This window comes from Streptomyces sp. NPDC059649 (assembly GCF_042734445.1).
Taxonomy (GTDB): domain Bacteria; phylum Actinomycetota; class Actinomycetes; order Streptomycetales; family Streptomycetaceae; genus Streptomyces.
The window spans coordinates 109,689-136,593 of sequence record NZ_JBHWDV010000001.1 but is presented as its reverse complement, the minus strand read 5'-3'; the positions used below and the strand labels follow the sequence as shown (position 1 = coordinate 136,593).

The 26,905-nt window shown below is 73.1% G+C and carries 26 protein-coding genes and 1 pseudogene; 9 read left to right on the top strand and 18 right to left on the bottom strand.

Annotated elements, in window-relative coordinates:
• The first annotated feature begins 37 nt into the window (after positions 1-37).
• From ACFV1J_RS00675 to ACFV1J_RS00665, 3 genes are all read left to right on the top strand, one after another.
• Positions 38-1,330, top strand: a complete 1,293-nt coding sequence (locus tag ACFV1J_RS00675; RefSeq protein ID WP_385855002.1) for a glycosyl hydrolase family 28-related protein — start codon at positions 38-40, stop codon at positions 1,328-1,330.
• A gap of 56 nt (positions 1,331-1,386) precedes the next feature.
• A complete protein-coding gene (locus tag ACFV1J_RS00670) occupies positions 1,387-1,971 on the top strand; it encodes a GNAT family N-acetyltransferase (protein ID WP_385855001.1) in 585 nt (194 codons plus the stop codon).
• Positions 1,972-2,242: 271 nt separating this feature from the next.
• Positions 2,243-2,731 carry an ATP-binding protein gene (locus tag ACFV1J_RS00665; protein ID WP_385855000.1) on the top strand — a complete coding sequence of 163 codons (489 nt, stop codon included), beginning with the start codon at positions 2,243-2,245 and terminating at the stop codon, positions 2,729-2,731.
• A 33-nt stretch (positions 2,732-2,764) separates the two neighbouring features.
• On the opposite strand, the gene ACFV1J_RS00660 is transcribed toward ACFV1J_RS00665, so the two are convergent.
• The 6 genes from ACFV1J_RS00660 to ACFV1J_RS00635 form a co-directional block, all read right to left on the bottom strand.
• Positions 2,765-4,018: a PP2C family protein-serine/threonine phosphatase gene (locus ACFV1J_RS00660; RefSeq protein WP_385854999.1), complete on the bottom strand. Its 1,254-nt coding sequence runs from the start codon at positions 4,016-4,018 to the stop codon at positions 2,765-2,767.
• Positions 4,015-5,034, bottom strand: a complete 1,020-nt coding sequence (locus ACFV1J_RS00655; protein ID WP_385854998.1) for a SpoIIE family protein phosphatase — start codon at positions 5,032-5,034, stop codon at positions 4,015-4,017. The genes ACFV1J_RS00660 and ACFV1J_RS00655 overlap by 4 nt, the downstream gene beginning before the upstream one ends.
• Positions 5,019-5,498 (bottom strand): ATP-binding protein, encoded by a 480-nt coding sequence (locus ACFV1J_RS00650; protein WP_385854997.1) that lies wholly within the window; start codon positions 5,496-5,498, stop codon positions 5,019-5,021. Before ACFV1J_RS00650 ends, ACFV1J_RS00655 begins: the two co-directional genes overlap by 16 nt.
• A complete protein-coding gene (locus ACFV1J_RS00645) occupies positions 5,482-5,892 on the bottom strand; it encodes an STAS domain-containing protein (protein WP_385854996.1) in 411 nt (136 codons plus the stop codon). Before ACFV1J_RS00645 ends, ACFV1J_RS00650 begins: the two co-directional genes overlap by 17 nt.
• A complete protein-coding gene (locus ACFV1J_RS00640; protein WP_385854995.1) occupies positions 5,889-6,767 on the bottom strand; it encodes an STAS domain-containing protein in 879 nt (292 codons plus the stop codon). The genes ACFV1J_RS00645 and ACFV1J_RS00640 overlap by 4 nt, the downstream gene beginning before the upstream one ends.
• A gap of 207 nt (positions 6,768-6,974) precedes the next feature.
• Positions 6,975-8,387, bottom strand: coding sequence for a PLP-dependent aminotransferase family protein (locus ACFV1J_RS00635; protein ID WP_385854994.1), 1,413 nt, complete (start codon positions 8,385-8,387; stop codon positions 6,975-6,977).
• Positions 8,388-8,433: 46 nt separating this feature from the next.
• Here ACFV1J_RS00635 and ACFV1J_RS00630 point away from each other — a divergent pair, with 46 nt between their 5' ends.
• Positions 8,434-9,630 (top strand): MFS transporter, encoded by a 1,197-nt coding sequence (locus tag ACFV1J_RS00630; protein WP_385854993.1) that lies wholly within the window; start codon positions 8,434-8,436, stop codon positions 9,628-9,630.
• A 27-nt stretch (positions 9,631-9,657) separates the two neighbouring features.
• On the opposite strand, the gene ACFV1J_RS00625 is transcribed toward ACFV1J_RS00630, so the two are convergent.
• The gene (locus tag ACFV1J_RS00625) at positions 9,658-10,242 is read right to left on the bottom strand and encodes a DUF2867 domain-containing protein (RefSeq protein ID WP_385854992.1); all 585 of its coding nucleotides are present in this window, start codon (positions 10,240-10,242) and stop codon (positions 9,658-9,660) included.
• Between the two features lie 96 nt (positions 10,243-10,338).
• On the opposite strand from ACFV1J_RS00625, the gene ACFV1J_RS00620 reads away from it, so the two are divergent.
• Entirely contained in the window at positions 10,339-10,899 is a 561-nt protein-coding gene (locus ACFV1J_RS00620; protein WP_385854991.1) for a TetR/AcrR family transcriptional regulator, read from the top strand.
• 21 nt (positions 10,900-10,920) lie between these two features.
• Here ACFV1J_RS00620 and ACFV1J_RS00615 read toward each other — a convergent pair whose 3' ends face one another.
• From ACFV1J_RS00615 to ACFV1J_RS00590, 6 genes are all read right to left on the bottom strand, one after another.
• The gene (locus ACFV1J_RS00615; protein WP_385854990.1) at positions 10,921-11,850 is read right to left on the bottom strand and encodes a phytoene/squalene synthase family protein; all 930 of its coding nucleotides are present in this window, start codon (positions 11,848-11,850) and stop codon (positions 10,921-10,923) included.
• A gap of 277 nt (positions 11,851-12,127) precedes the next feature.
• Positions 12,128-13,054, bottom strand: coding sequence for an ATP-grasp ribosomal peptide maturase (tgmB, locus tag ACFV1J_RS00610; protein ID WP_385854989.1), 927 nt, complete (start codon positions 13,052-13,054; stop codon positions 12,128-12,130).
• Between the two features lie 6 nt (positions 13,055-13,060).
• The gene (tgmA, locus tag ACFV1J_RS00605; RefSeq protein WP_261953374.1) at positions 13,061-13,252 is read right to left on the bottom strand and encodes a putative ATP-grasp-modified RiPP; all 192 of its coding nucleotides are present in this window, start codon (positions 13,250-13,252) and stop codon (positions 13,061-13,063) included.
• Between the two features lie 283 nt (positions 13,253-13,535).
• Complete coding sequence (locus ACFV1J_RS00600) at positions 13,536-13,811, bottom strand: hypothetical protein (protein WP_385854988.1); 276 nt, start codon at positions 13,809-13,811, stop codon at positions 13,536-13,538.
• Positions 13,812-13,871: 60 nt separating this feature from the next.
• The gene (locus tag ACFV1J_RS00595; RefSeq protein WP_385855417.1) at positions 13,872-14,918 is read right to left on the bottom strand and encodes an AI-2E family transporter; all 1,047 of its coding nucleotides are present in this window, start codon (positions 14,916-14,918) and stop codon (positions 13,872-13,874) included.
• A 297-nt stretch (positions 14,919-15,215) separates the two neighbouring features.
• Positions 15,216-16,127, bottom strand: a complete 912-nt coding sequence (locus tag ACFV1J_RS00590) for a LysR family transcriptional regulator (protein WP_385854987.1) — start codon at positions 16,125-16,127, stop codon at positions 15,216-15,218.
• Positions 16,128-16,211: 84 nt separating this feature from the next.
• Here ACFV1J_RS00590 and ACFV1J_RS00585 point away from each other — a divergent pair, with 84 nt between their 5' ends.
• Entirely contained in the window at positions 16,212-17,129 is a 918-nt protein-coding gene (locus ACFV1J_RS00585; RefSeq protein WP_385854986.1) for a DMT family transporter, read from the top strand.
• Positions 17,130-17,157: 28 nt separating this feature from the next.
• Here ACFV1J_RS00585 and ACFV1J_RS00580 read toward each other — a convergent pair whose 3' ends face one another.
• On the bottom strand, positions 17,158-17,946 hold the full coding sequence (locus ACFV1J_RS00580) for a DeoR/GlpR family DNA-binding transcription regulator (RefSeq protein ID WP_385854985.1): 789 nt from the start codon (positions 17,944-17,946) through the stop codon (positions 17,158-17,160).
• A gap of 42 nt (positions 17,947-17,988) precedes the next feature.
• Positions 17,989-19,038, bottom strand: a complete 1,050-nt coding sequence (locus ACFV1J_RS00575; RefSeq protein WP_385854984.1) for an NAD(P)-dependent alcohol dehydrogenase — start codon at positions 19,036-19,038, stop codon at positions 17,989-17,991.
• A 320-nt stretch (positions 19,039-19,358) separates the two neighbouring features.
• Here ACFV1J_RS00575 and ACFV1J_RS00570 point away from each other — a divergent pair, with 320 nt between their 5' ends.
• Positions 19,359-20,174, top strand: a complete 816-nt coding sequence (locus tag ACFV1J_RS00570; RefSeq protein ID WP_385854983.1) for a hypothetical protein — start codon at positions 19,359-19,361, stop codon at positions 20,172-20,174.
• On the opposite strand, the pseudogene ACFV1J_RS00565 reads toward ACFV1J_RS00570, so the two are convergent.
• Together ACFV1J_RS00565 and ACFV1J_RS00560 are read right to left on the bottom strand one after the other, a co-directional pair.
• Positions 20,116-20,643: pseudogene (locus ACFV1J_RS00565) on the bottom strand (CAP domain-containing protein); the annotation flags it as partial. The gene ACFV1J_RS00570 and the pseudogene ACFV1J_RS00565 overlap by 59 nt on opposite strands.
• A 221-nt stretch (positions 20,644-20,864) precedes the next feature.
• Complete coding sequence (locus tag ACFV1J_RS00560; RefSeq protein ID WP_385855416.1) at positions 20,865-23,105, bottom strand: HelD family protein; 2,241 nt, start codon at positions 23,103-23,105, stop codon at positions 20,865-20,867.
• A gap of 289 nt (positions 23,106-23,394) precedes the next feature.
• Here ACFV1J_RS00560 and ACFV1J_RS00555 point away from each other — a divergent pair, with 289 nt between their 5' ends.
• Positions 23,395-25,209 (top strand): TIGR03767 family metallophosphoesterase, encoded by a 1,815-nt coding sequence (locus ACFV1J_RS00555; RefSeq protein WP_385854982.1) that lies wholly within the window; start codon positions 23,395-23,397, stop codon positions 25,207-25,209.
• Between the two features lie 21 nt (positions 25,210-25,230).
• On the opposite strand, the gene dhaM is transcribed toward ACFV1J_RS00555, so the two are convergent.
• Positions 25,231-25,626, bottom strand: a complete 396-nt coding sequence (gene dhaM, locus ACFV1J_RS00550; protein ID WP_385854981.1) for a dihydroxyacetone kinase phosphoryl donor subunit DhaM — start codon at positions 25,624-25,626, stop codon at positions 25,231-25,233.
• A 57-nt stretch (positions 25,627-25,683) separates the two neighbouring features.
• Here dhaM and ACFV1J_RS00545 point away from each other — a divergent pair, with 57 nt between their 5' ends.
• Positions 25,684-26,460, top strand: a complete 777-nt coding sequence (locus ACFV1J_RS00545) for an IclR family transcriptional regulator (RefSeq protein WP_385854980.1) — start codon at positions 25,684-25,686, stop codon at positions 26,458-26,460.
• The last annotated feature ends 445 nt before the right edge of the window (positions 26,461-26,905 follow it).

The window sequence follows — 26,905 nt, the reverse complement described above, 5'->3', positions numbered from 1 at the left end:
CCCCACTTGAAGAAATGGACCCCCGGAGGAGCACATCATGGCAGGCAGGACCTCTCCGTCAAACGGTGGCGCCGGCCGCCGGACGGTTCTGGCGGGTACGGCCGCCGCACTGGCGACCGCCCTGGCCGGCTGCGACTCCGCGCCCGACCGGGAACCGTCCGACAACGCGCCCCAGGAGCCGCTGGTCTCCGGCCGTAAGCCCCAGGGCAAGGACGTCATCGACGTGGTGGCGGACTGCGGCGCCAAGGGGGACGGCCGGACCGACGACAGCCGTGCGTTCGCCCGCGCCTACGCCTATGCGGCCGGCCGGGTCTGGGACCACATCGGCCGGACCGTGATCGACATTCCGGCCGGCACGTACCTCATCCGGGCGCCGCACGCGCTGCTCAACGCCCCGCCCGGCAAGCTCAAGGCGAACGGCCTGCGGTTCCGCGGCGCCGGGAAGCGGATGACCCAGCTGATCTTCGCGCCGTCCCGTTCCGAGGACGCCTATCTGTGCCGCAACGAGGACAGCTGGGCGAATGTGATGTTCGAGCACCTCGCGTTCCGCTCCGGCACGCCCGGCGCGTCGTTCTTCTACTCGTTCTCGACCGGCCAGGCCCAGGACTACCGCTTCTCCGACTGCGAGTGGACCGGCGAGTGGACCTACGGGCTGGCCCTCGACGGCAGCAACACCAACTCCGAGATGCGCTGGGACGCGTGCCGGGTGGGCGGCTCCTACCGCAAGGCGTTCCTCTACTCCGGGCTGTCGCAGAAGTCGCCGGACCGGTCGCAGCAGGACCAGTTCCTCAATTACTGGTTCACCGATATGAAGGTCGAGTACTCCTGGGGGAACTTCCTGGAATTCCCCTACGGGGGGTCGGTCACCTGCCGCGGCGGTTCGTACATCATCACCGGCCGCCGCCCCGGCGACTCCGCCGACTACGGGCGGACCAGCACCTTCTTCCGCTTTCCGCGGGGTCCGCACCACGACTCCGTCCAGCGCTTCCACGCCGAGGACATCCGCTTCGAGGTGCGCAGCCCGGACACCGTCGTGATCGACTGTGCCTGGGACAGTGGCACGGTGCACTTCAACGACTGCGACGACACCGCACACGCCTTCAAGCCGTTCGCGGAGTCCAGCCGTCCGCACCGCTACCGCATCGGCCCCCGGGGCCCGTTGGTGCGGTATGACTCGTGCCAGCTGTCCGGGCAGCACTTCTACGAGGAGGACGGCGACGGCGGCCCCAAGGCCCGTTACGACATGTGCCTGTTGCGCAACCACTCCACCCGGGACTTCATCAAGGGTGCCGGCGGGCGGGTGTCGTTCGTCGACTGTCTGGGGGCCTGAGCCGCCCGCGCGGAAATGCGCTGTCGGTGCGGGGTGCGGGCAGGCACGATCACCACATGCAGATCCTGTCCTTCCCGGAAGCGGAAACCCCCACCGCGCTGCGCACACAGGTCCTGGACCTCCAGCGCCAGGCATGGCCCCCGGACGAGCCCTCGCCCGAGCCGGGCACCGCCCCCACCCACGATCCGGCCCTGTGTCCCCGCTCGATGCTGCTGGTCGACGACGACGGCGTCGTGGTGGCGGCGCTGGACGTGCTGTCCAAGCCGCTGGTGCACGAGGGCCGGCGCTACCGCGCGGGCGGGCTGAGCACCGTCGTGACCCGGCCCGCCGCACGCGGCAGGGGACACGGCCGACGGCTGGTGGCCGCCGCCCGTACCGCCATGGCCGATGCCGGCCTGGATCTGGGCGTGTTCACCTGTGACCGGCCGCTGGAGCCCTTCTACCGGAGCGCGGGCTGGCGACTGCTGCCCGGCACCCATCTCATCGGCGGCACTCCGCGGTGCCCCCTGCCCAGCGACCGGCCGCCCTTCGACAAGGTCACCATGGCCGACTTCTTCTCCGCCGAGGCCCGACGGCACCGCGCCGCGTTCCGGCACACCCGTCTCGCCCTGTATCCCGGCACGATCGACACACTCTGGTGAGACATCAGCGGGCATGGCCCGTACGGCGGTTGTACCCGGCGGTCGGAGGTTCCGGCGATCCGTCACCGTCGGGCGGATTAACGCAGGGTGACCAGGGTAGGAAGGATCTGCGATCGAGGAGGCTGACGGAACAGCAGGTCAGGGCGGTAGTCATGACCTCTGCTGCGACGGACGCACGAGAGGAGTGACTCTCCGTGTGCGATACACGGGATGGTCGGCGGTCAACGGCCGGCGGACCGGAGACGTGCGCGGATGACGATGTGGCGGCCCGGTGGCCCGTCTCAAGGACGACGCGAACGAGGTGATCCTGTTGAGCAGCACCACGGCCCGGCACCACGGCATGACGCCGTCGGCCCCCCTGCCGTCGGCGCAGGTGACGACGATGGCCCGGCGGCCCAGGGCGGCCGCCACCGCACGCGCCGTCACCCGGAAGTTCCTGGCGGGCCTGCGGCCCCCGGTGGACGACGGCGCCGCCGAGGCGGTGGTGCTCGTGGTCTGTGAGCTGGTCACCAACTCCGTACGGCACGCGGCCGGTTCCTCCTGTTCGCTGCGGCTGGCCGTCTGCGGGGACGCGCTCGCGGTGGGCGTGACCGACGCGTCCTGCCGTCCGCCCGTGGGGCGGGTGCCCGACGTCGACGGCGACTGCGGCGGGTTCGGCTGGCCGATGGTGCAGCGGCTCGCGATCGCCACGTCGGTGTGCCTGACGGACCAGGGCAAGACGGTGCACGCACTGATGCCGTGCCGCCGACGGGACCGGTGAACGCCCACCGCTGAGCGTCGAACGGCATCCTGCCTATCCCGGCTGCGGGGTCCGACGGAGGGTCAGGGCGAGGGTGTCGTCGGAGTGCAGGATGACCGCGTGCATGTCCTCCGCCAGGGCACCGGGGATCTCCCGTGTCGGGCGGTGCCGGTGCCGTAAGACGCTCTCGATCAGCCGTTGTTCGCCCTCCAGCGGGTCCCGGCGGCTTTCGGTGAGGCCGTCGGTGTAGAGCACGAGCAGGTCCTGCTCGTCCAGCCGGGTGCGCAGCAGCCGTTCGCTGCCGGGCAGTGGGAAGCCCACGCCGCGGCCGCGTACCTCCAGGAATTCCGCGGTCCCGTCGCGCCGGATCACCAGCGCCGGCGGGTGGCTGCCGTTGGCCAGGTGCAGTTCGCCGGTGGCGGGGTGGAGCCGGGCCAGCAGCACCGTCGCCATCAGCTCGGGGTCGAAAGGGCTGAGGATCTCATGGGTGCGCGCCACGATCGATTCCAGCGGATGGCCTTCGAGGGCCAGGGTGCGGACCGCGTGGGTGACGTTGAGCGCGCTGCGGGTGCTGCGCACGCCGTGGCCGAGGGCGTCGACGATGGTGATGTGCGCGGTGCCGTCCGGCAGCAGGAACCAGTCGTAGAGGTCTCCGCCGGTGGGGGCGTCGGTGCCGGCCGGTGCGTAGTGGACGGCGAGTTCCAGACCGTCGAGGGTGAGCGGTGGTGGCCGCAGGGCGTCCTCGAGTTCGCGGAGCGTCTGGCCGTGGGCCTTGCGGAGCCGCTCGTCGCGCTCTTCGAGCTGGACGTAGAGGGCAAGCACCCCCGTGTTGGTCTCCTCCAGCTCCTCGGTCAGTCGGCGCTTTTCGGCCACCAGCGCGTCCACCCGGGCCAGGGCCGCCCGCAGTTCCTCCTCCAGCGCGGCGGTCTCGGTCGTTGCGGTGTCCGAAGTGCCGGGCGGGCGGTGCGGTGCCGGGCCACCGCCGGGCTCGGTGAGCGGGACGCGCCAGGTCAGTGAGCCGTCGGGTCCGGTGCGGGCCGGCAGCGGGGAGTGCCCGGCGCGCGGCGGGCGGGCGCCGCCCGGGGTACGGAGGGTGAGGACGAGCGCGGGCGCGGAGCGCCGGCCGCGACCGTTGTCGCGGGTGACCTCCAGGGTCACCGCCTGGCCGGCGTCGAGCGCGGCACCGGCCGATTCGCTCACGGCGAGCACCAGACGGGCCCGGGTCTCGACGGGCAGTTCGCTGGATTCGGCCAGCCCGCGGACGGCCTGCTGGAGTGCCGGGAGGGTGTGGAGTACGCGTGGGGTCACGAGGGTCTCTGGTAGCGGTGGGCGGCAAGGACGGTGGCGTCGTCCCTGGTACGGCGGTGGCCGTGGGCCAGGGCGGTGACGAGCAGGGGCGGCGGCAGGCGCAGCAGGAACGGCGGCGGGGTGCGGGTCCAGCGGTGGTCCAGGCCGTCGGTGTGCAGCACGGCGGTGGCACCGTCCGTCATGGGGAGGTTCCTGGGGTGGGCGCGGGGCAGGTTCAGGCCGGCCACGCCGGGCTGCCCGGTGAGCTGGTGGTGGACGCCGTCCGGGGTGACCACCAGGGCGCGGACGTTGCCGACTCCGCAGTACTCGGCGCGGTCCGGGTGCAGCCGCAGCAGTCCGACGGCGGCACCGCGGCTGTGGCGCAGCGCGCGGTGGAGGGCGTGCAGGATGTCGGGCAGCGGGGCGTGCGGTTCGCGTTGGAAGGTGCGCACCGCGAGTTGTGCGGCCTCGGCGGCCTGCGGGCCGTGGCCCAGTCCGTCGACGACGAGGGCGGTGCGGGCGTCCGGGCCGTCGGCGACGGCGCAGGCGTCACCGCTGAGCCGTTCGCCGGCGGCCGGGAGGCAGACCGCCCCGAGTCCGTGCAGGTCGGTGGCGAGTCGTGCGGACGGGGTGAGTCGGGCGCAGGCGAAGGTCCCGTCGGAGGCGGCGCTGCGGATGGTGAAGGCGGTGGCGATCCGGCCGACCGCGCCCAGGCCCGCGCCGAGGCTGTCGGTGGTGGTGTAGCCGTCGGCCAGGCACCGCCCGAGCTCCGGCATGCCCGGTCCGCGGTCGGCGGCGAGGATCTCCACGCCGTCGCCGAGCGGGGTCCGCTGCACGTACAGGGCGCCGTTCACTGCGTGTTTGGCGAGGTTGCTGCCCAGCTCGGAGGCGAGGACGGCGGCCTGGTCGGGCAGCGGAGCGGGCAGCGCGCCGTCCCGGGCCAGCACGCGGGCGGTCTCCGCGGCGAGGTGGACGGCGCTGTAGTGGTCGATGGGGACGCACGCCGTGGGCGGCGGGGCGGTCACCGTACGGCCCACCGGGTTGCCGTCACGGTCGTCCCGCCGCCCACTTCGGTGCGGATGTCGAACTCGTCCATCAACCGCCGGGCGCCGCCGAGGCCGTGTCCGAGGCCGGAGCCGGTGGTGTAGCCGTCGGCGAGCGCGGTGGGGACGTCGTCGATGCCGGGGCCGTCGTCGGTGACGGTCAGCCGCAGGCCGACCGCGTCCCGCCGGGTCGGGTAGTCGATGGTGAGGGTTCCTCCGCCGCCGTGGACGTAGGCGTTGCGGGCGAGTTCGCTGGCGGCGGTGACGACCCTGGTCTGGTCGACGATGCTGAAGCCGGCCCGGCGGGTGGCGGCCCGCACGGCATGACGGACCGTCAGCAGGTCCTGTTCGCTGCGCACGGCGTACGTCGCGGGCCGGGCGGCGGCCTTGCCATTGGCCGCGCGGCGTTCCTCGTCCCCGAGCACGGTCGTCCCCCTGGGCTCACCGGCGCCGGTCATGGCGTGCCTCCCCGGGCGGCGCCGGGCTCTGGTGCCAGCCCAGGGCGGCCATGCCCTGTTCCGCGTTGAGGGCGGTTTCCACCCCGGTCAGCTGCAGGCCGAGTTCGGCGAGCGTGATGGCCACCGGTGGGCGCATGCCGGCCACGATGACCCGGGCGCCCAACAGGCGGGCGGTGGTGGCGAGTTCCATCAGTGTGCGGGCGACGAAGGAGTCGATGATCTCCAGCCGGGAGATGTCGATCAGGACCCCGCGGGCCTCTTCGGCGGCGATCCGCTCGGTGAGCTCGCTGGTGAAGCGCACCGCGGTCTCGTCGTCGAGCTCGTTGAGGAGTCCGGTGACCAGGACGTCCCCGAGGCGCAGGATGGGCACTCCGGTGGTGGGCGGGCTGCTCATCGCTCCGCTCCCGGCGCGGTGAGGGCCGGCGCCGCGTCGGTGAGCTGGATCGCGGCGGCCAGTGCGTCGGCGAGGGTGGCGCGGGTGAGGATGGTGGACAGGTCGATGCCGAGCTGGGCGATGGTCTGGGCGATCGGCGGCCGGATCCCGCTGATCACGCAGTCCGAGCCCATCAGCCGTACCGCGTTGACGGTCTGCATCAGATGCTGGGCCACGGCCGTGTCCACCGTGGGCACACCGGTGATGTCGATGATCGCGACCAGCGCCTCGTGCTCCTGGATGGCTTCCAGGAGGTTCTCCATCACGACCTGGGTGCGGGTGGTGTCCAGGGTGCCGATGAGGGGGACGGCGAGCACCTGGCGCCACAACCGCACCACGGGCGTGGAGACTTCGAGCAGTTGCCGGCTCTGTCGGCCGATGATCTCTTCCCGGCCGTCGACGTAGGTCTCGAAGGACAGCGCACCGGCGGTGTCCAGCAGGCGGTTAGCGAGGAGGGACGCGGCGAACAGCTCGTCGCCGTCCCGGGTCTGCCGCTGTACGGCCTCCAGCAGCGCCTCCTTCAGCGCCATCACCGCCAGGGAGGTGACGGTGGGGCTCACGCCGTTGCGGGCCCGGCGCAGCGAGAGGTCGGACACCGCCTGCCGCAACGCTTGGTGGCCGGTGAAGACCCGCTCCACCGGGAGGTCGCCCTCCAGTCCGTCGCGCAGGGCCCCGAGCAGGGCATCGGCCTCCTCGCGCAGTGCGCTCTCCCCGACCCCGCTCCCCGAGGCCGCCCGCGCCAGCTGCAACTGCACCCAGCGGTCGGCGATGTCGTCGGCCTCCGTGCGCAGCGCCGCCGCGATGCGCTCCCGTGCTGCCGCCTCGGTGGTACGCAAACCCCAGTCCCTTCTGACGACTTACCGGGACGGCACCGCCCCGGTCCGGTCCGCGCGAGCCGGCCCCCGGCCGCTCGCGATCTTCCTCGCCGCCCGGCAATGCTACCGAGGCGGTCTCGTATCAGGATGCCCCGTTCGAGGCGGTCCGATCAGGAAGAGTGCGGTCCGGTCGACGGACGGGCAGGAAGTCCTCCTGGTCGACCGCCCTCAGTCGGGGCAGCTCAGCAGGTCACCGATCGCGGCGATACCGGCGGTGATCGCGCGCTCCCCGAGGTCGCCGAAGCCCAGGACGAGTTGGGCGGGTGCGGCGGCGCGCGTCGCGCGGCAGGCGCCCATGCCGTAGAGGCCGACGGACCGGGTGCGGGCGGCGGCGAGCAGGGCCGGTTCGTCGGTCCCGGGTGCGAGGTGGGCGACCGCGTGGAAGCCGGCCGCCAGCCCGGTCACCGCGACGCCGGGGGCATGGACGGCCAGTGCCGCCACCAGTGCGTCCCTGCGGGCCCCGTAGACGGTCCGCATCCGGCGCAGCTGCCGGTCGTACCTGCCGGACTCGATCAGCCTCGCCAGGGCCAGTTGGTCGAGCGTGGGGGAACCGCGGTCGGCCAGGTGCTTGAGCGCGGTGACGGGTCCGGCCAGGGCGGGCGGGCAGAGCAGCCAGCCGAGGCGCAGGGCCGGGGCGAGGGACTTGCTGACGGTGCCGATGGCCAGGACACGGTCGGCCGCGAGTCCCTGCAACGATCCGACCGGCTCCCGGTCGTAGCGGAATTCCGCGTCGTAGTCGTCCTCGATGACGATGCCGTTCCGGCGCTCCGCCCAGTCGAGCAGGGCCAGCCGCCGCTCGGGGGCGAGGACCACTCCGGTCGGCCACTGGTGGGCGGGCGTGACGACGACGGCCCGGGCGTCGGTGGCGGCCAGCGCCGCGACGTCGATGCCCTGCTCGTCCACCGGTACGGGCACCGCCGACAGTCCGGCCGATGCCGCGGCCGCGGTGACGGTGGCCGGCGAGCCGGGGTCCTCGTGGGCGACGGTACGGATGCCCGCACGGGCCAGCGCGCGCAGTGCCAGGTCGAGGCCCTGGGCGTAGCCGGAGCAGATCACGAGCCGTTCGGGGGCGGCCGCGGCGGCCCGTACGCGGCGGAGGTATGCCGCGAGGACGTCGCGGAGCACGGCGCTGCCCCGCGGGTCGCCGTAGTCGAGTTCCGCGGTGGGCAGGGTGCGGCCCGCCTCGCGCAGGGCCCACAGCCAGTCGCCGAGCGGGAAGGACCGGAGGTCGGGGACGCCCCAGCGGAAGTCGGCCAGCAGGCGCGGGGGTTCGGGGCGGGGCGGCGGGGCCGGCGACGGTGGTGCGCAGGCCCCGGCGGCGACTTTGGTGGCGGAGCCGACCCGGGTCACGAGGTAGCCCTCGGCCTGGAGCTGGGCGTAGCAGTCCTGCACCAGACCGCGGGACAGGCCGGCCTCGCGGGCGAGTTGGCGGGAGGAGGGCAGCCGTTCGCCGACCTGGAGCCGGCCGGTGCGGATGGCGTCCCGCAGTTGGCGTTCCACCTGGGAGCGCAGCGGTTCGCCGCTGTGCCGGTCGACGGCTATCAGGAGAGCGGGTGAGAGACCGGACCACTGTGGCGACACGGAATTGGAGCTTACCGGCGGTCCACCGGGACTTTAGCGTCGCCCCATGACCACATCGATGGACCCCCGTTGCCCGGACGCCACGGCCGGTGTGCGGCCGCGGCTGGTGACCCGTGCGCTGCTGCTGCGCTTCGTGAGCATGGTGGGCGCCTCGGCGAGCTTCTTCCTGCTGTTGCCGGTCGTGCCGCGGTACGCCGAGGCGTCCGGCGGGGGCGGCGGGGCGCCGGGGGTGGCCACCGGAACGCTGATGCTGGCCACGGTCCTGGGGGAGTTGGCCACTCCCCGCCTTGTGGGCCGCTTCGGGTACCGGCTGGTGCTGGGCGGCGGCCTGTTCCTCCTCGGGGCGCCCGCGCTGGTGCTGCCCCTCTCGGCGGGGATGGCGGGCATCGTCGTCATCTGTTTCCTGCGCGGGCTGGGGTTCGCGGCGGCCGTCGTCGCGGGCGGTGCGCTGACCGCCTCGCTCATACCGGCGGCGCGCCGCGGGGAGGGGCTGGCGCTGGTCGGCATCGTCGCGGCGGTGCCGTCGCTGTGCGGTCTACCGCTGGGGGTGTGGCTGGTGGCGCAGGTGGGGTACGGCCCGGTCGCGGTGGCCGCCGGGCTGGTCGCGCTGGTGTCGGTCGCCGCGGTCCCCGGGCTGCCCGACCGGGAGGTGGCGGCGGGGCCGTCGGTGGGCGTGGTCGCCGGGCTGCGCGACGGGGCGCTGCTGCGGCCCGCGGCGGTCTTCGCGACCACCGCGCTGGCGGCCGGGATCATCGTGACGTTCCTGCCGCTCGCCGTGGCGGCCGGTTCGGCCGGGGTGGTCGCGGTGGCGCTGTTCGTGCAGCCGCTCGCCGCGGTCGTCGCGCGCTGGTTCGCCGGCAGGTACGGCGACCGGCACGGGCCCGCCCGGCTGGTGCTGCCCGGTGTGCTGCTGTCCGCCGCCGGGACGCTGGGCCTCGCGCTGACGGGCAGTCAACTCGCCGTGCTCGCCGGTGCCGCGGTCTTCGGTACCGGATTCGGCATCGCGCAGAACGCCACCTTGACGCAGATGTACGCCCGCGTGCCCGCTTCCGGTTACGGCACGGTGAGCGCGCTGTGGAACGTCGCGTACGACGCGGGCATGGGGGTGGGTGCGGCCGGCTTCGGGGTGCTCGCCGGCTGGACGGGCTACCCGGCGGCCTTCGCGCTCACCGCGGTCCTGATGCTCGGTGCGCTCGTCCCGGCCCGGCGGGACCGCACCGCCGGGCCGCGCACCAGTGACTGACGGAGTGTCAGACGTAGGTCCGGAGGGTCAGCCCTCCTGCCACCTCCGGCCGATCCCGCGCAGCATCGCCGGGTAGACGCCCAGGTAGCGGAAGGGCTTGATGGCCGCCATGTAGAGGGCGCCGAACAGCCCGTTGGGCTTGACGAGGACGGCCATCTGGCCGCGGTAGCCGTCGGCGCCGTCCGGGACCCAGCCGATGTGCATGATCGCCCGCACGGTCCGGTTGGCGATCTCGGCCACCCATTCGTCGTGTGTCAGGTAGACCGAGGTCAACGGCACCGCACGCAGATCGGGTCCCCGCGGGCCGTCGCGGAGGTCGGCCGGCAACCGGTCCCGCAACGTCCACTTCCGGCTGCCGGGACCGGCGACCGGCTTGTCCCACCCGAGGAGTTGCCCGAGCGCCCAGCGTGCGGCGAAGAGCGTCCGCGGCACGAGGGAGAAGGGGTGGGCCCCGCGTCGCGGGGTGTCGCCGGTGAACTGGCGCACCAGCCGGGCGAGATCGTCCGGACCGCCGGGTGTCGGAAGTGCCCATACGTCCTCGACCTGGAAGTCCCCGGCGATCTCATGGATGCGCCAGGGGCGGGAGGTGTGCGCTGTACTGGGGAGTCTCATGGCAGGCCCCTATCTATACGGTGGCGTACAGATCTAGCCTAACACCGGTCTGTACGGCACCGTATAGATAGTGCGAGAGACGAGAGGAGACACCGCATGGGCGCGACCCGCACACCGCGCGGCAAGTGGATCGAGGAAGGACTGCGCGCGCTCTCCGCGGGCGGCCCGGAAGCCGTCCGCATCGAGGTGCTGGCGCAGGCCCTCGGCGTCAGCAAGGGCGGCTTCTACGGGTACTTCAGCAATCGCGACGCCCTGCTCACCGAGATGCTCGACGCCTGGGAGCGCGCGGTCACCGACGGGGTGATCGAGCAGGTCGAGAGCGGCGGCGGGGACGCCAGGGACAAGCTGGAGCGACTGTTCGCGATCGCCTCGTCGTCCACGGAGGGGCCACTGCGGGGCACCGCGGCCGACCTCGCGGTCCGCGACTGGGCCCGCCGCGACGAGGCCGTCGCCCGGCGGCTGCGGCGGGTCGACAACCGGCGCATGGCGTACCTGCGTTCGCTGTTCGGCGCGCTCTGCGCCGACGAGGACGAGGTCGAGGCGCGCAGTCTGCTCGCCTTCTCCCTGCGGATCGGCAACCACTTCATCGCCGCCGACCACGGCCCGCGCAGCCGCGCGGAGGTGATGAGGATGACCGGCGCATGGCTGCTGCGGTAGCCGCCCGGACTGCGGCCGGCCTCAGACCCGTACGGCAAGCCGCCGGCTGCGCGCCGCCCGGTATTCGCGGGCCAGGACGCCGAGCGCGGCGGCGAGCGGCGGGCGGGTGGCGCCGCCGAGCAGGGCCGCGCCCTTCCGTTCCACCGTGCGGGCCCGGAGTTCCTGCAGGGTGAGCAGCGCGCGGACCAGCGGCCGGCCGGGCGCCGCCACCCGCTCGACCAGGTCGTACGAGGCCGTCAACGCCGTACGAGCCAGCGCCAGTTGCTCCGGCACCAGGGCGGCGAAGGCGGTACGGGCGGCGGGACCGGCCTCGGCCAGGTCGCGGTCGGTCAGCCCGTGCCGGGCCAGGGTGTCCTGGGGGATGCCGAGCCGTCCGTGGGACAGGTCCTCGGCGATGTCGTCGAGGAAGTCGAGGCGCTGCATCGCCTCGATGAAGCTGCGGCAGCCCGCCACGTACGCCTCCGTGCCGGTGTCGGGCGCGAGCAGGCAGGTGAGGAGCATGAAGGCGGGCAGCGAATAGGCGTCGATGTAGTCCTGGAAGTCCCGCTCGGTGGCGAAGCCGGACCAGTCGACGTCCGCACCCGCCCCGGCCAGGAACTCCCCTACGTACGACTCCAGTTGGGGATGTCGGGTGATGGTGTGCCGCAGCGCGCGCAACAACGGCTCGTCCGTGGGACCGCCCGCGAGGGCCGCCCGCACCTGCCCGTCCCATGCGGCGAGCGCCCCGACCCGCTCCGCCACCGGGCCCTGGTCGATCCGGTCGTCGGTGTGGTGCATGAAGGCCGTGGCGGCGAGGACGTCGGGCACGAGCGACGGGGGGAGCAACAGCCGCACCGCGATGTATTCGGCGCGGGCGAACCGCGCGACCAGACGGCGCTGCTCGGTGTAGTCGCGCCGGAGCGACGGGTCCGTGATGCCCGCCCGGTCAAGTGTCGCCGGCCAGCCGGCCATTCCCGCTCCCCTCGTCGGTGCCGCGACGACCCTAGACGACCTGCGCGGGAAATTCCGCACCGGGCGGCACCCCGTACCGGCACACTCGCCGTACCGTTCCACCCCACGCGCCGCACCGGACGGACGACAATCGCCGTACGGAAGGGCCGGGCCCGGACCGGCAACGGGCGGCGGGCGGCGGGCGGCAAGGGGCAAGCGGCGGGCCGGACGCTCGGCCGGGTGCCGCCGAGCCGCTGAGCCCTTTCGTTCCGGCACCGGGACACGGCCCGTGGGCCGGTCACTCCGGTTCCTCCGCCAGCCAGGTGGCGATGGCCTGGGCGATGGGCTGGTCGGTGTCGAGCTGAATGAAGCCGAACTGGCCGCCCTGGTTGCATTCGAGGAACCACCAGCTTCCCTCCCGGTCCTCGGCGAAGTCGAAGGCGCCGTAGGAGAGTTGGGCGAGACGCAGGTACGCGGCGACCGAGCGCCGGATCGTGTCGGGGACCTCGGTGGGCTTCCAGGCGGCGTTCTGGGTGAAGCGCCCGTCGACCTCGTCCGGATCGGCCTGCTTGCGGGCGGCGAAGAGCCGGCCGCCGACGCAGGTGAGCCGGATGTCGGCCTGCTTGTGGATGTGGCGTTGGAGCAGCGTGGGGGAGGCGGCCACTCCGGTGAAGTCCACGTCCGGGCCGATGCGCGTGGTGGGCAGCACCATCGGGGGTTCGCCGGGGTGTTTGCCGGAGACCGACTTCACCACGAGGTCGCGGTGGGTGGCGGCGAACTGCCGGGCGACGGACGGGAAGGTGGTGATCAGGGTGGGCGGGATGGTGAAGCCGCTCTGTTGGGCGAGGTACAGCTGCCATGGCTTGTAGCGGGCCTGCGCGGCCGCGACGGGGTGGTTCATCCAGCGCGCCGGGGTGCAGCCGAGCATGCCGTAGAGGGCGTGCTCGGCCTCCGTGGCGAGCCAGGCGGACTGTTCCGCGGCCCGGGTGCCGGGGGCCCCGGGCCGGCGGACCCACACCGACCGCAGGCTGCGCAGGCTCACCATGCGCTCGTCCGCCTTCAGGTAGCCGTGGAAGGCGTGATGGGCGTAGTCCGCCGACAGGGCGACCCGGCCCGGCAGGTCGGCCGGGTCGAGGCGGACGAGCGGGACCCCGCGGTCGTGGAGGATCGTGACCACCATGTCCGCGGTCAAGTCCTCCTCGCAGGTGAGGACCAGGACGGTCATGGACGCTCAGTCGTCGAAGTGGGTCTTGGAGCCGGCCGTGGACGCGGTGGTACCGGTGGCCAGCAGAACCGCCCGGCTGGAGGTGGCCGGGCGCCCGTCGGGCAGTACGTTGAGTTGGCGCGTGGCGTCATAGGTGTAGGGAGCCGCGGTCGACGGCGTCACCGCCGGCCGGGCGTAGCTCAACGCAAACGGTCGCATACTTTCTCCTTTACAAGACCCGGTGACCGCCCGCCGTCGTGGCGGTGCGGTGACGGGAGCCCCCACCTGATGACTCTGCACGGAGGACGCGACAGTCCGGTCAAATAGTTGCCAGTTTTGCTCGTTTCCGACGATCCACTTGACGGAAATACGGTGAGAACGTAGCTGCCGCCCCGGCATGCGCGGTTTGACGCACGACACTCGGCCCCTGAAAGAGCCTTCCCCCTGCCGTGCCGTAGATGGCCGCGAGATGCCCTCGCCGCTGACAGGGAGTCAGCGGAGATCAGCCGTCCGACACCTCGGCGAGCCGGAACGGCCCCGCGGCGCCGGGGCCGAACATCACCGGAAGGTTGCGCCGGCGCGGTACGACGACGAGCGGTTCGTCGCGGTACTCGCGGAGGAATTTCTCCAGCGGCTCCCAGATGAGGTCCCGGTAGCCGGATTCGGTCCGCTGGTGCTCGAAGGAGAGCGTGAGCGCGGACTCCACGAGGCTCACGCTCACCGAGTCCACCTCCACCCATTCCCCACCGATCCAGGCTTCGAGCCGCACGTATGACATGACGCAAGAGTGCCCCGGACGGTGCGGAAGTCGCAATCGGCGTCCGGGCGCACGCCGCGCTCAGGGGGCCCGGAAGGACGCGGCCGGGAGCGCGCGCAGTACCCCGTAGACGGACCACACCACCGAAACGAGCGGCACCGCGACGATCGCGCCGGGCACACCGGCGGTGACCGCGCCGCAGACCACCGAGAGCGCCACCACGACCGGATGCAGCCGGACCGCGCGGCTCATCACGAGCGGGTGCAGCACATGCCCCTCGATCTGGCCGATGACCACGATCAGCAGCACGACGATCAGCGCGATCAACGGGCCCTTGGCGGCCAGCGCCACCACGGCGGCCACGGCCAGCGCGATCGGCGAGCCCACCAGCGGGATGAAGGCGGCGAAGAACTCCAATACGGCCAGCGGGACGGCGAGCGGCACACCCAGGATGAACAGCCCGGTGCCCACGAGGACGGCATTGATCGCGGCGACCACGACGATGCCGCGGGTGTAGCCGGTGAACGTCGTCCAGGCGGCCCGCCCGGCGAGGTGGACGGGGCGGCGCCGGTTGCCGGGCAGCTGGCCGTCGAACCACCGCCACATCCGGCCGCCGGAGTGCAGGAAGAAGACCGAGCAGAACAGCGCGAGCACGCCCACCGTCGCCGCTTCGACGAGCCGGTCCACACCGCTCAGCGCGGTGCTGATCAGCGCCGACCGGTGCGTGGAGACGAACCGCCGGACCCACGTCCGCAGCTGCTCCAGGGTGTCGCGGCTCAGGTGGACCGGCGGCCCCTCCAGCCATCGCTCGATCCGGGCCACACCGCCGTCGAACTCCCGGCGCAGCCCCGCCCACTCCCCCGCGACGTTCGCACCGATCAGGCTCAGCACACCGAAGAGCAGCACGATGCCGAGCAGCAGACCGGCCGCGACCGCCGCCGACCGGGGCATCCAGCGGTTGAGCAGTCTGGTCAGCGGCTCCAGAAGGGCCGTCAGGACCAGCCCCAGGAAGACCGCCAGGGTCACCAGGTGGAACTTGCCGAGCGCCACGAAGACGGCGTAGACGACCGCGCCCACGACGATCAGGCGCCACCCGTACGCGGCGGCGGCCTGCAACACCGGGGACACCCCGGCGGGTCCGGCCGGACCGCGCTCCGGTCCCCCGCCCGCCGTCCGGCGTACAGTCACGACCCGCCGGCCGCCGCCGGTCCGCAGGACCGTGGCCCGGCCCCGCCGCCGGCCGCCGCTCCCAGCGGCGGCGGACGCACTCCCCCGCTTGCTGCCGGGTCGGTTCCGCACCTGGCCGCCACCGCCCTCCGCGCGCCCGTGCCTACCCAAAGGAGGTATCACCCGGCAGCGGATCCCGAACGCCCGCGGGCCCGCATTCCCCCGAAGGCACGCGACCGTACGGAATCCGCCCGGCGGCTACCGGCCGGGCGGGCCGGGGTCCGTACCGGTCCGGCCGGCGAGGAGATCGGTCACCAGCGCCAGCGGGGGCCAGTTGCGGCTGCCGTGGCGGGCGACGGCGTAGGCGCGCAGGACGACCTCCGGGGCCGCGAGCCGGACGATGCGGACGCCGGGGAACGGTGCGAGGTCCCCGGGCAGCAGCCCGACGCCCAGCCCCGTGGCGATCATCGCCTGCACCAGGTCGAGGCTGTCGGCCTGATGGGTCACCCGGGGCATGAAGTCCGCCATCGAGGCGAGCGTGCGGATGGCCACCTCGTCGGCGGAGTTCCGGGAGTTGACGATCCAGTTCTCGACGCGGAAGTGCGTGACGACGTCCAGGGCCGTGCCGTCGGGCACCTGCGTGCCGGCGGGGACGCCCAAGCCCCATTCCGTGGTCCACAGCGGCGTGGCGCCGACGGACGGGTCGAGGGTGGCCGGTGCGAGGTTGTAGTCGTAGGTCAGCGCGAGGTCCGTCTCGTCCGCGGCGAGGGCCCGCAGGGCCTCGGCGGGCTCGTGCTCGCGGATGAGGATCCGCACCTGGGGGTGGCTCGCCGCGAGCTCGGTGACGATCGGCAGCAGGTACCTACGGATCGCCGTGCCGAATCCGGCGACCCTGAGGGTGCCATGGGGCTCGGCCCCGGGACCCAGGTCGAGCCGGGCCGCCTCGACCGCGGCGAGGATCGTCACGGCGTGTTCGGCCAGCCGCCGGCCCGCCGGGGTGAGCCGGACCCGGCGCCCGTCGGGCTCGATGAGCGTGGTGTCCGTCTCACGGGCGAGCGCGGCGATCTGCTGCGAGACCGTCGAGGTGGTCGTCCCGAGGGTTTCGGCGACGGCACGCATCGACCCGAGCCGGGACAATTCGGCCAGTAGCTCCAGTCGCCTCGTCTCCACCCGCCCATTGTTCAGCTTTCCCGAACGGAATGTCCATGATCGGCACGTGGACGGAAACGATGCCGAGACCGTCTACTGACGGCCATGACCGCGCCACCTGCCCTGACCTCCCCCGGAACCGCCCGGCGCCGCTCCCTCCACGGGACCGACGCCGGTGTCCTCATGGCCCTCGCCTCGATGAGCTGTGTCCAGCTGGGCCTCGCGCTGTCGGTGCAGCTCTTCGATCAGCTCGGGCCGGTGGGCACGACGGCGCTGCGCCTGACGTGGGCGGGGGTGCTCCTGCTGGTCCTGGTCCGCCCGCGCCGCGCCGACTTCGCCGGCCGGGACCTGCTCGCCTGCCTCGTGCTGGGCGTGGTGACGGCCGGGCTGATGCTGCTGTTCATGTGCGCGGTCGCCCGTATCCCGCTGGGAACGGCCAGCGCACTGGAATTCCTGGGGCCCCTCGGGGTGGCCATGTTCGGGGCGAGGGGCGGCCGGAAGCTCTGGGCGTCGCTGGCCGCGGTGGGGGTGGTGCTGCTCACCGAGCCCTGGCACGGTGGGAGCGACCCGGTCGGCCTCGGGCTCGCGCTGGCCGCCGCGGCCTGCTGGGCCGGGTACATCCTGCTGACCCAGCGCGTCGGCGACCGGGTCACCGGTCTGAACGGCCTGGCGGTCTCGATGCCGGTGGCCGCCGTCGTCGCCACGCTGTTCGCCGGACCGTCCGGCCTGGCGTCGGTGACCTGGCCGCTGGTGTTCACGGGGCTGGCGCTGGCGGTGTTGCACCCCGTCATCCCGTTCAGCCTCGAATTCCTCGCCCTGCGCCGGCTGTCCACCACCGCCTTCGGCACCCTGATGAGCCTGGAACCGGCCATCGCGCTGGTCATCGGCGCCGTCGCCCTCGGCCAGCTGCCCGGTGCGGGCCCGGCGGCCGGGGTCGTCTGCGTCGTCCTCGCCGGCATCGGCGCCACCCGCACCGGCAGCCGGGAACCGGCACCCCGGGAGAGTCCCCGCCCCGGCGGGTGACGGCGGTTCCGCTCCCCTCGGGAACGGATCAGGCGTCCACCACCTCGACGGTCGCCCCGCGGTCGCGCAGGGCGGCGACTTCGGCGGCGGGTGTGCCGCGGTCCGTGACGATGCGGTCGTAGCGGCCGGCGTCGCCGTACGCATGGGTGGCGGTCTTGCCGAACTTGGTGTGGTCGACGAGGAGCAGGGACCGCTGGGCGCAGTCCAGCATGGCCTCCTTGATGTCGGCGTACTCGCGGATCGGGTGGAAGAGCCGGCCGCCGAGGACGGAGACGGCCGACATCACCGCGAGGTCGGCGCGCAGCCGGCCGAGGCCGCGCAGCACGTCGGGGCCGACGCAGGAGCCGAACTCGCCGCGGTAGCGGCCGCCGAGCAGGGTGACCTCGGCGCCGGGCGTCTCGTCGAACAGCCGGGCCACACCGAGGGAGTTGGTGACCACGGTGACCGCCTCGGTCCGGGCGATCCGCGCGGCCAGCGGGAACAGCGTGGTCGAGTCGTCGAGGACGACGGTGCTGCCCGGCCGGATCTCGTCGGCGATCGCGGCGCACAGCGCTTCCTTCAGCGGGCGTTGGACGCCGATGCGGAAGCGGGTGGCGGTTTCCATGGTGAGGGTCGGGAAGGGTGCGGCCCGGCCGCGTTCCTTGCGCAGCAGCCGGCGTTCGGCGAGCTGGTCCAGGTCGCGGTGCATGGTCGCGAGGCTGACCCCGAAGTGCCTGGCCAGTTCGTCGATCCGGACCTCTCCGCGTTCGACGACGAAGGCCAGTACGTCCTGTCGTCGCCGGTCGACCTCGGCCAGCGACGACCGTGCGGAAGCCATCGGGGCCGCCCCTTTCCCGGTCGCACAACGGCAGCGGCGCGCCTACCGCTGCGGATGGATGACGGCCTTCACGGCGGTCGCGTCCTTGGTGGCGACGGTCAGTGCGCGCTCGGCCTCGGCAAGACCGTAACGGTGCGAGACCAGCGAGTCGAGCCGGACCGCACCCGACTCCACCAGCGCGATCGCGGTGGGCCAGGTATGGGCGTAGCGGAAGGTGCCGGTGAGTTCGAGCTCGTGGCTCTGCACCCGGCCGAGCGGGAGCGGGATCTCGTCCCCGCCCATGCCGATGAGCACGACCCGGCCGGCCCGGCCGACGGTGCGGATCGCCTCGCCGGTCACCGCGGGGACGCCGGAGCACTCCAGCAGCACGGTGGGGGTGAAGCCGGCCTCCGGCAGCGGGGTGCGGGAGACGTCGAGGGCGGTGGCACCGGCCGCGCGGGCGAGTTCCAGGCGGTGCGGGACGACATCGGTGACGAGCACCTCCCGGGCGCCGAAGGCGTGTGCGGTCCGGGCGGCGACCAAGCCGATCGGGCCGGCGCCGGTGATCAGCACCCGGTCCCCGGGGGCGACGCGGGCCTTGCGGCAGGCCCAGACGGCGACCGAGAGCGGCTCCAGGAGGGCGGCGTCCTCAAGGGTCAGGGAGTCGGGGACGTCGTGGGCGAAGTCCTGGTGGACGGTGAGGTATTCGCAGAAGGCGCCGTCGACCGGGGGTGTGGCGAGGAAGCGCATGCCGGGGCAGAGGTTGTAGCGGCCCGTCCGGCATTCGCCGCAGCTGCCGCAGGGGGTGCCGGGCTCGACGGCGACGCGCCGGCCGGTCCGCCGCGGGTCGACACCCGGCCCGCAGGCGACCACGGTGCCGGCCGCCTCGTGGCCGAGCACGAGGGGTTCCCGTACGACGAAGTCGCCGATCCGGCCGTGCCGGTAGTAGTGCACGTCGGAACCGCAGGTGCCGACCGCTTCGACGCGGACCAGGAGCTCCTCCGGGCCGGGGGTGGGGACGGGGCGCTCTTCGAGCTTCAGCTGCTCGGGGCCGTGCAGGACGGCGGCGCGCATGGTGGCGGGGATCGCGGGCTTCGCGGGCGTGGCGGTCATGGCGGGCACGGCTCCCTGACGGGTCGAGGATGTGCGCTCTTTTTTAGCAGAGCAAACTTGATTTCGCACAAAATGCGAGAAGACTTGCGGCCGAGTGGATCTTCGCCGGACCGCATCTCCTGACCGCGGTCGCGATCCGGTTCCTGGAGCGGACCCGGAATTCACCGCGGCCGCCGCCACCGCGGTCGAGGACGCCGCGGCCCTTCCGGCCGGCCGCCACTGACCGGCCGTCAGCCGCACGGCGGCATCCGGTCACGACTGCCGTCCGATCGGAACATAGAGTGGCAGATCGGTACATCACCGACATAGCGAGGTCCCGCATGCACGCTCGCCGTCTCGCCACCGCCGCAGCTCTCGCGCTCACGACGACCGCACTCACCGGCGCCGCTCCTCCGCCGGGCGCCGCGCCCCCGCCCCGGGCCCGGACCGCCGCCGTGCGGCCCGCCGGCAGCACCGAGGTTCCCGTCGTGCGGGGCACCGCCCGCCTCCGTGTCCCGTCCGCCCTGTTGGCCCGGCTCGCCGCACACGGCGTGGTCCCCAAGGCCCTCGGTGCCAAGGGCAAGTCCGGCCCGCACCTCACCCGCGACGGCAGCCGCACGTTGAGCCTGCGCCTCTCGGGTGGTGCGGTCACCAACAGCGGCGGCAAGGCCGGCGGCGAACTGCGGTTCGGCGCCGCCGGAGTGGCCCTCGTCCACGCCAAGGCCCACCGGACCCTCCGGCTCACCGGCTTCACCGCCGACCTCGGCCAGGGCACGCTCAGCGCCGGCACCGGCCGCGGCACCCGGATCGGGCTGGGCAGTTTCCCGCGCGCCGACCTCAGGTCCGCACTGAACACCAGGACCCGGGTGCTGCGCCTCAAGGCCCCGGTCACCCTGTCCGCGGCCGCCGCCGAGCGACTCAACACCGCCCTCGCGACCAAGGTGTTCACCCGCGGTGCCCGGCTGCTGGACGTCCGGATCACCGCCTCGCTGGACCGGACCGCCGATCTCCGTACCGCGCTCAACCTCAGCGGGCGGCGAAGTCCTGCGTCCACCACGGCCCGCCGGTGCCCTCCCGGATGCCGACGCCGATGTCCTTCAGGTCGCAGCGGAGGATGCTGCGGCGGTGGCCGGGGCTGTTCATCCAGTCCGTCATGACGGCGGCCGGGGTGGACCGGCCCCTCGCGACGTTCTCGCCGTACGCGGACCAGGAGTAGCCGGCCGCGGAGATCCGGGCTCCCGGATCGGCACCGTCCGGATCGGTGTGGCCGAAGAACCGGCGGGCGGCCATGTCGTCCGAGTGCCGCTGCGCCAACCGCCGCAGCGCCGCGTGCCACCGAACCGGCGGACACCCGTGGGCCGCCCGTTCCCCGTTCACCAGCTGGACGACCTGGTGGACGGCCTGCCGTACGGAGGCGGCGGGCGGGCGCTCGGCGGCGGGTCCCGGCGCGGTCCCGGCGGCAGCGGCGCCCGGCGCGGCGAGTCCGGCCGGGCCGGCCGGCAGGGCGACGACCGCGGCGGCGAGCACGAGGGCCAGGGCGTGGTGCGGACGCCTCGTCCGCGGGGCGTGGTGCGGACGCCTCGTCCGCGGGGCATGGTGCGGATGCTTCCCGAGCGGTCCGGGCATGCCGAGACTTCCCCTCCGCGGAACGGGACCGTGACCGCTAACGGCCCGCTCGCCGGCCGGTGCGCGAGGGGCGGAGAGTGCCTGGCCGGAGGTGGCGGCGTTCATGCCGTGGTCCGCGGGCCTGACGGGGAGTTACCGGCGCGCGGGAACGGCGTGGGACGGTGGACCGGCGCGGGCAGGCCGCCGCCGCTCCCCCCGTTCCACACCGTCCGCGCCGGGCGTCACCGGTCGGCCGGGACGGTCTCCACCAGCGGCGCCGCCGCGAGCCCGGCCGGCAGGGGCCCGGTGTGGAGCACCCCCAGCCGCTGGGTCGCCCGGGTGAGCGCGACATACAGATCGCTGGCCCCCAGTTCCTGCGGCTCCACCACGAGAACGGTGTCGAACTCCAGCCCCTTCGCCTGCCGCGGGTCGATCAGCACCACCGGGCTGGTCAGATCCGGGGACGGGCCGGCCGACGCGGACGGGAGCAGCGGCAGCAGTTCCGCGTGGCGGGAGCGCGGGGCGATCACGGCGAGCCGGCCGACCTCCCGGCTCTCCCGTGCGACCGCCTCGGCCACCGCGCCCGCCAGGTCGTCGGTGCGCTGCGCCCAGGGCCGTACGCCGGTGGAACGGATCGAGCGGGGCGGTGCGAAGTCCGGGTCCAGGGACCGCGGGACCTGCGCCGCGACCTCCATGATCTCGGTCGGGGTGCGGTAGTTGACGCCGAGCCGGGTGTGCTGCCAGCGGTCGTCGACGTACGGGGCGAGGATCGTCTCCCAGGCGCCGCAGCCGCCCGGTTCCGCGGTCTGGGCCGGGTCGCCGACCAGGGTCATCGAGCGGGTCGGGCAGCGGCGCATCAGCAACCGCCAGGCCATCGCGGAGAGTTCCTGTGCCTCGTCGACGATGATGTGGCCGAAGGCCCAGGTGCGGTCGGCCGCGGCGCGTTCGGCGGCGCTGCGGTGGTCGGCCTCCTCGTGCCGCTCGGCGAGCAGTTCCGCGTCGACCAGGTCGTGCGCGGCGAGCACCTCGGAATCCTCGTCGTCGCGGTCCTCGAACTCCTGGGTGCGGGAGCCGTAGGAGAGGTCGAGCACGCCCTGTGCGTAGGCGATCTGTTCCAGGCGCTCGGCCTCGGCGGCGGCGCGGGCCGCCGAGTCGTCCTCGCCGAGGAGTTCGGCCGCCTCGTCGAGCAGCGGGATGTCCGCGGGCGTCCACTCCCCGCCGGTCCGCCGGATCGCCTCGGCGTCCGCCTCCGGGAGGTGGACGGGCTCGGCGAGGAAGTCCGCGACGAGTTGCTCCGGCGTCAGCTCCGGCCACAACTCGGCGATGGCCCGGTGCACTTCGGGGCTGGTGGCGATGGCCTTGCCGAGCTGGGCGATGTCGTCGGCGCCGAGCAGGTTCGGGCCGCCGTAGGGGTCGGCGCCCAGCCGGTCGGTCAGTTGGGCGGTCAGTGCGTCGATGATGCGGAACGCGAAGTGCGGGCGGGCGAGGTTGTGCGGCAGCCGGGTCTCGCGGGCCCGGTGCCGCGCCTCCGCCGCCATCTGTGCGTCCAGCCGCAGTTCGCCGTCGTCGTGCTCGATGACGATCTCCGGGTCGGGCAGGGCCTGCCGGTCGCGGACGAACCGCGCGAGCGCCTCGGCCATGGCCGCGCCGCCCTTGACCTCGGCGGCCCGGGGCGCATCGGTTCCGGTCGCGGTCACGCCCGGGAAGAGTTCCGCGGGCGAGGCCAGCAGCACCCCGGTCTCGCCGAGCGCGGGCAGCACCTCGCCGATGTAGCTGAGGAAGGCGGGGTTGGGGCCGACGATCAGCACGGCGCGGCGGGCGAGTTGTTCCCGGTGGGCGTAGAGCAGATAGGCCGCGCGGTGCAGGGCGACGACGGTCTTGCCGGTGCCGGGGCCGCCCTCGACGACGAGGACGCCGTGGTGCGGGGCGCGGATGATGCGGTCCTGGTCGGCCTGGATGGTCTGCACGATCTCGTGCATCCGGCCGGTGCGCGCGCTGTCCAGCGCGGCGAGCAGCACGGCGTCCGCGTCGGTGCCCTCGTGCCCGGTGCGGACGGTGTCGGCGAGGTCGAGGATCTCGTCGTGCAGTGCGGTCACCCGGCGGCCCTCGGTGCTGATGTGGCGTCGGCGGCGCAGGCCCATCGGGGTGTGGCCGGTCGCGAGGTAGAAGGGGCGGGCGACCTCGGCCCGCCAGTCCAGGACGAGCGGGGTGCGGTCGGCGTCGTCGCGGCGGATGCCGATCCGGCCGATGTGGTGGTCGCGGCCGTCACGGAAGACCAGCCGGCCGAAGCACAGCCCGGACTCCCCGGCGTCGACGGCGGCCAGTACGCCGGACTGCTCGGCCACCGCGACATCGCGCTCCAGCCGCGCCTGGGCATTGTTCCCCGCGAGCGCCAGGGCCTTTCGTACCTCGGTCTCGGCTTCGGCCCGCATTTCTGCGAGGCGCTCGTAGAGCAGGTCGATGAATTCCTGCTCCTGCCGCAATTCCTCGTTTGACAATTCGACTCCGCTCAAGTAAAGTTTGCTCTGGAACGTTGGGTAGTGTTCTTGCGCAACCAAGACACAGAAGCCCTCAATATACGCAGAGAAATACCCCGGACGTCAATTCGTCGCGGGGTATTTTTGCGTCTCCGAATCGACGGGCGATCGGTGGTCCGCGTTCCGGGCCCGTTCAACTTCCGGCCACGCATACCGCGCACTCTTCGGAACGAGAGGTTCCGTTTGGTGACACCGCGGTGGCCCGCCATTCCGGCCGCCGTCTACGGAGGGCCCCATGGCCGGTTTGCACACCCCCACCAACCGTCGTCGATTCCTTTTCTCCTCCGGTGCCGCCGTCGCCGGGGCCGGCGCCGCATGGGCACTGCCCGGCCAGCGCCGGAGCAGCGCCGCCGCGGACCCCGCACCCGCGCGGACGGGTACGGCGCCGTCGTCGGCCCGGCCCGGGCGACCGGCGCCGTACGGCGTCACGACCCTGGAGACCACCGCCCGACTCACCGGCACCAACGGCTACCGGCGGCTGACCTCCGGGCCCGGCTGGCCCCTGGTCGTACGGGACGAACTGGCCGCGGCCGGGCCCCGGCGGCAGGACCGGCGGACCCCGCTGGCCTGTTTCGTCCAGCTCACCGATCTCCACGTGGCCGACGTCCAGAGCCCGCTGCGGACCGAATTCCTGCGCGCCGGATCACCGGGGTCCTGGCGGGTGCAGGAGGCGCTGTCGGTGACCGGTGCGGTCTCGCTGGTGGAACAGGTCAATGCGATCCGCGGCGGACCGCACACCGGGCGGGCGCCGGCCTTCGCGATGTCCACCGGCGACAACATCGACAATCACGAGATGATCGAGCTGGAGTGGTTCCTCACGCTGATGAGCGGGGGCCGTATCACGCCGAATACCGGGGCCCCGACCTCGTACGAGGGCGTCCAGAATTCCGGGCTCCCGCTCTACTGGCATCCGGACGCCGGTCTGCGCGACCAGGACAAGCGGCGCGGGCTTCCGGAGATCCCCGGATTCCTCGATGCCGCGATACGCCCGGTGACCAGCCCCGGGCTGCGCATTCCCTGGTATTCGACGCCCGGGAACCACGACGACCTGCCGGGCGGGTGCCTGAATCCGGCCGATCCCTGGCTGTGCGACTACCTCATCGGGGGCCGAAAGATCTTCTCCGTCCCGGACGCCGATGTGGCGGCGCTGGCCCAGGTGCTCAACACCGGTGACGACCCCAAGAGCACGGTGCTCAAGGAGATTCTGCGCCGTAATTCCGCCGGGGCGCGCAGTGTGGTCGCCGATGAGCGGCGGCGGATGGTGACTCCCGAGGCGTATCTGCGCGCGCATCTGGATCCGGCCCACGCCGGCGCGGGGCCGGCCGGGCACGGCTACAGCGAGAACCACCTCGACGGTGAGCGCATGTACTACACGTTCCCCGTGGCGGAGAACGTGCTCGGCATCAGCCTCGACACCACGTATCGCAGCGGCCACTTCGAAGGGTCCCTGGACACCGAGCAACTGCGGTGGCTGGAGCGGACGTTGGCGGCGCACAGTTCCCGTTACTACGACGCGGACGGCCGCGCGGTGCGCAACCCGGGCGCGACCGACGCCCACGTACTGGTTTTCAGCCACCACCACAGTCCGAGCATGACCCGGCGCCCGGACGCGGCCCGTACGGACGCGCCGCGGCACGACGGCGCCGAGGTCATCGCGCTGCTGAACCGGTTCCCGAACGTGGTGGCGTGGATCAACGGGCACAGCCATGTCAACCGCATCACTCCGCATCCCCACCCGACGCCGGCCCGGTCCTTCTGGGAGGTCAACACCGCCTCGCACGTGGACTATCCGCAGCACGCCCGGCTGCTGGAACTGGTCGACAACCACGACGGCACGGTCTCGCTGTTCACCACCCTCATCGAGTCCGCGGCACCGCACCGGACGGACCTCGACGATCTGTCCGCGGTCGGCCTCGCGTCCCTGTACCGCGAGCTGTCCTACAACGCCCCGGGGCTGGCCGCCAGGATGGCGGGCGGGGTGCACGAGGAGATGGCGGGCCGGCCGGCGGACCGCAACACCGAACTCCTCGTCCGCGGCTTCCGGGGCTGAGCCTCGACCGATCGGATCCGGTCAGAACTTGGAGGCGTGGCGGGCCTCTTCGGCCGCTTTGAGGACGGTGGGGAGGGCGGCGCCGCTCGCCGAGGTGACGGCGGCCGCCACGGCTCCTTCGAGGAAGGGCGCGTCGGCCAGGACGGCGTGGATGCCGGGGTGGTCGGTCAGCACGAGCCGGGTGGCGAGCACCGAACTGCCCAGGTCGGGCAGGACCACCGCGCCCGCTCCGCCGGTGGCGGCGGTGCGCAGCGCGCGCAGGATCCGCGGGTAACTCGTGCCCGTACGGCCGTCATCGGTGCCGCCGGCCGGGGCGACGACGACTTCGGGGCCGGCCATCTGCGCGATGAGGGTCCGTACGCCGAAGGCGATCTCCGCACGGTGCGACACAAGTACGATGCCAACCAGCGGTGTCATGAACGAGGACCCTACTGGCCGGAACGCCGTTCAGCAATACCGAACAGGAGTTGATCGATGGTCCAGGCTGTGCACAGGGCGATCCACGTCCTCCGGGAGCTCGCCACGGCGACGCCGCGCCTGGGCGTCACCGAGCTGGCCGACCGTATCGGGGTGGCGAAGCCGACCGTCCACGCCCTGCTGCGCACCCTGGAATCGGAGGGCATGGTCGTCCAGGACCGGGAGACCGGCAAATACCGGCTGGGCCCCGGCCTGGTGACCCTGGGCAACGCCTATCTGGACTCGCACGAGCTCCGCACCCGCGCGGTGACCTGGGCCGATCTGCTGGCCAACCAGGTCGGCGCGGCCGTCTGGGTAGGCATTTTGACGGGGAGTCAGGTTCTGGTCATCCACCATGCGTTCCGGCCCGGCGGGTCGGTTCAGGTGCTGGAAACCGGGGCCAGCCTGCCCTGGAACGCCTGCGCCATCGGGAAGGCGATCGCGGCGTTCCTGCCGGCCGAGCGGCGCGGTGAACTGCTCGCGGGCGAGCTGGCCCGGGTCACCGGGGCCAGCATCGACGACCCGGGCTGGCTGGCGACCCAGCTGGACCGGGCCCGGGAGACCGGATACGCCCTGGAGGAGGGCGAGTTGACGCTCGGCGACGGGGGTATCGCGGCGCCGGTGTTCGACCGCAGCGGCGAGGTGGTGGGCGCGCTCGGCCTGGTGGGACCGATCGAGCGATTGTTGGCCGAAACCGCTCGCCAGGAGTGTGCGATCGCGGTCCGCGAGGTCGCCCGCAGCCTGTCGCGGGATCTCGGCGCGCCACGCAACGCGGGGCTGCGCGCGGCCGGTTGACCAGCCGGGAGGACCGCGCGGTTTCATCGCGGGTTCATCAACGCGCCGTGCGCAGGGCGCACTTGCCCGGCGATTGTGTTGCCTGCGTTGCCAATGCGCCGAAGCCCTTGACGGGGTCGGGGTCGCTGGGTTTTGCTTCCTATGGCCATTCGGCAATGCCGAACAGCTTTCGGTAAAGCGTGAGTTATCCGACTCGCCCTCAAGGTTGCGGGCACCGGGGGAACGAAGGAGCGCCTGCCATGCGGAAACCTGCGGAGAAGATCGACAACTTAGTGCTGTCCGGGCCGGTGACGCCGGAGCCGGGGCCGGGGTACCGCGCGTCGACGAGGACCCCGCCGCGGCGACCGGGCGGCTCGGACGCTCATGCCGGCGGCCACCGGACGAGCCGGACGGTACGAACGGGCCGGTGCAGGACGATCGGCACAACCGGAGGAGTAGCGGTGGA

Bases quoted from the DNA above. Each gene is read 5' to 3' on its own strand.
- ACFV1J_RS00645 (WP_385854996.1), bottom strand. From the start codon at position 5,892: ATGAGCAGCCCGCCCACCACCGGAGTGCCCATCCTGCGCCTCGGGGAC.
- ACFV1J_RS00620 (WP_385854991.1), top strand. From the start codon at position 10,339: ATGGGCGCGACCCGCACACCGCGCGGCAAGTGGATCGAGGAAGGACTG.
- ACFV1J_RS00585 (WP_385854986.1), top strand. From the start codon at position 16,212: ATGACCGCGCCACCTGCCCTGACCTCCCCCGGAACCGCCCGGCGCCGC.
- ACFV1J_RS00650 (WP_385854997.1), bottom strand. From the start codon at position 5,498: ATGACCGGCGCCGGTGAGCCCAGGGGGACGACCGTGCTCGGGGACGAG.
- ACFV1J_RS00570 (WP_385854983.1), top strand. From the start codon at position 19,359: ATGCACGCTCGCCGTCTCGCCACCGCCGCAGCTCTCGCGCTCACGACG.
- ACFV1J_RS00675 (WP_385855002.1), top strand. From the start codon at position 38: ATGGCAGGCAGGACCTCTCCGTCAAACGGTGGCGCCGGCCGCCGGACG.
- ACFV1J_RS00670 (WP_385855001.1), top strand. From the start codon at position 1,387: ATGCAGATCCTGTCCTTCCCGGAAGCGGAAACCCCCACCGCGCTGCGC.
- dhaM (WP_385854981.1), bottom strand. From the start codon at position 25,626: ATGACACCGCTGGTTGGCATCGTACTTGTGTCGCACCGTGCGGAGATC.
- ACFV1J_RS00600 (WP_385854988.1), bottom strand. From the start codon at position 13,811: ATGTCATACGTGCGGCTCGAAGCCTGGATCGGTGGGGAATGGGTGGAG.
- ACFV1J_RS00625 (WP_385854992.1), bottom strand. From the start codon at position 10,242: ATGAGACTCCCCAGTACAGCGCACACCTCCCGCCCCTGGCGCATCCAT.
- tgmA (WP_261953374.1), bottom strand. From the start codon at position 13,252: ATGCGACCGTTTGCGTTGAGCTACGCCCGGCCGGCGGTGACGCCGTCG.
- ACFV1J_RS00545 (WP_385854980.1), top strand. From the start codon at position 25,684: ATGGTCCAGGCTGTGCACAGGGCGATCCACGTCCTCCGGGAGCTCGCC.
- ACFV1J_RS00630 (WP_385854993.1), top strand. From the start codon at position 8,434: ATGACCACATCGATGGACCCCCGTTGCCCGGACGCCACGGCCGGTGTG.
- ACFV1J_RS00580 (WP_385854985.1), bottom strand. From the start codon at position 17,946: ATGGCTTCCGCACGGTCGTCGCTGGCCGAGGTCGACCGGCGACGACAG.
- ACFV1J_RS00575 (WP_385854984.1), bottom strand. From the start codon at position 19,038: ATGACCGCCACGCCCGCGAAGCCCGCGATCCCCGCCACCATGCGCGCC.
- ACFV1J_RS00615 (WP_385854990.1), bottom strand. From the start codon at position 11,850: ATGGCCGGCTGGCCGGCGACACTTGACCGGGCGGGCATCACGGACCCG.
- ACFV1J_RS00555 (WP_385854982.1), top strand. From the start codon at position 23,395: ATGGCCGGTTTGCACACCCCCACCAACCGTCGTCGATTCCTTTTCTCC.
- tgmB (WP_385854989.1), bottom strand. From the start codon at position 13,054: ATGACCGTCCTGGTCCTCACCTGCGAGGAGGACTTGACCGCGGACATG.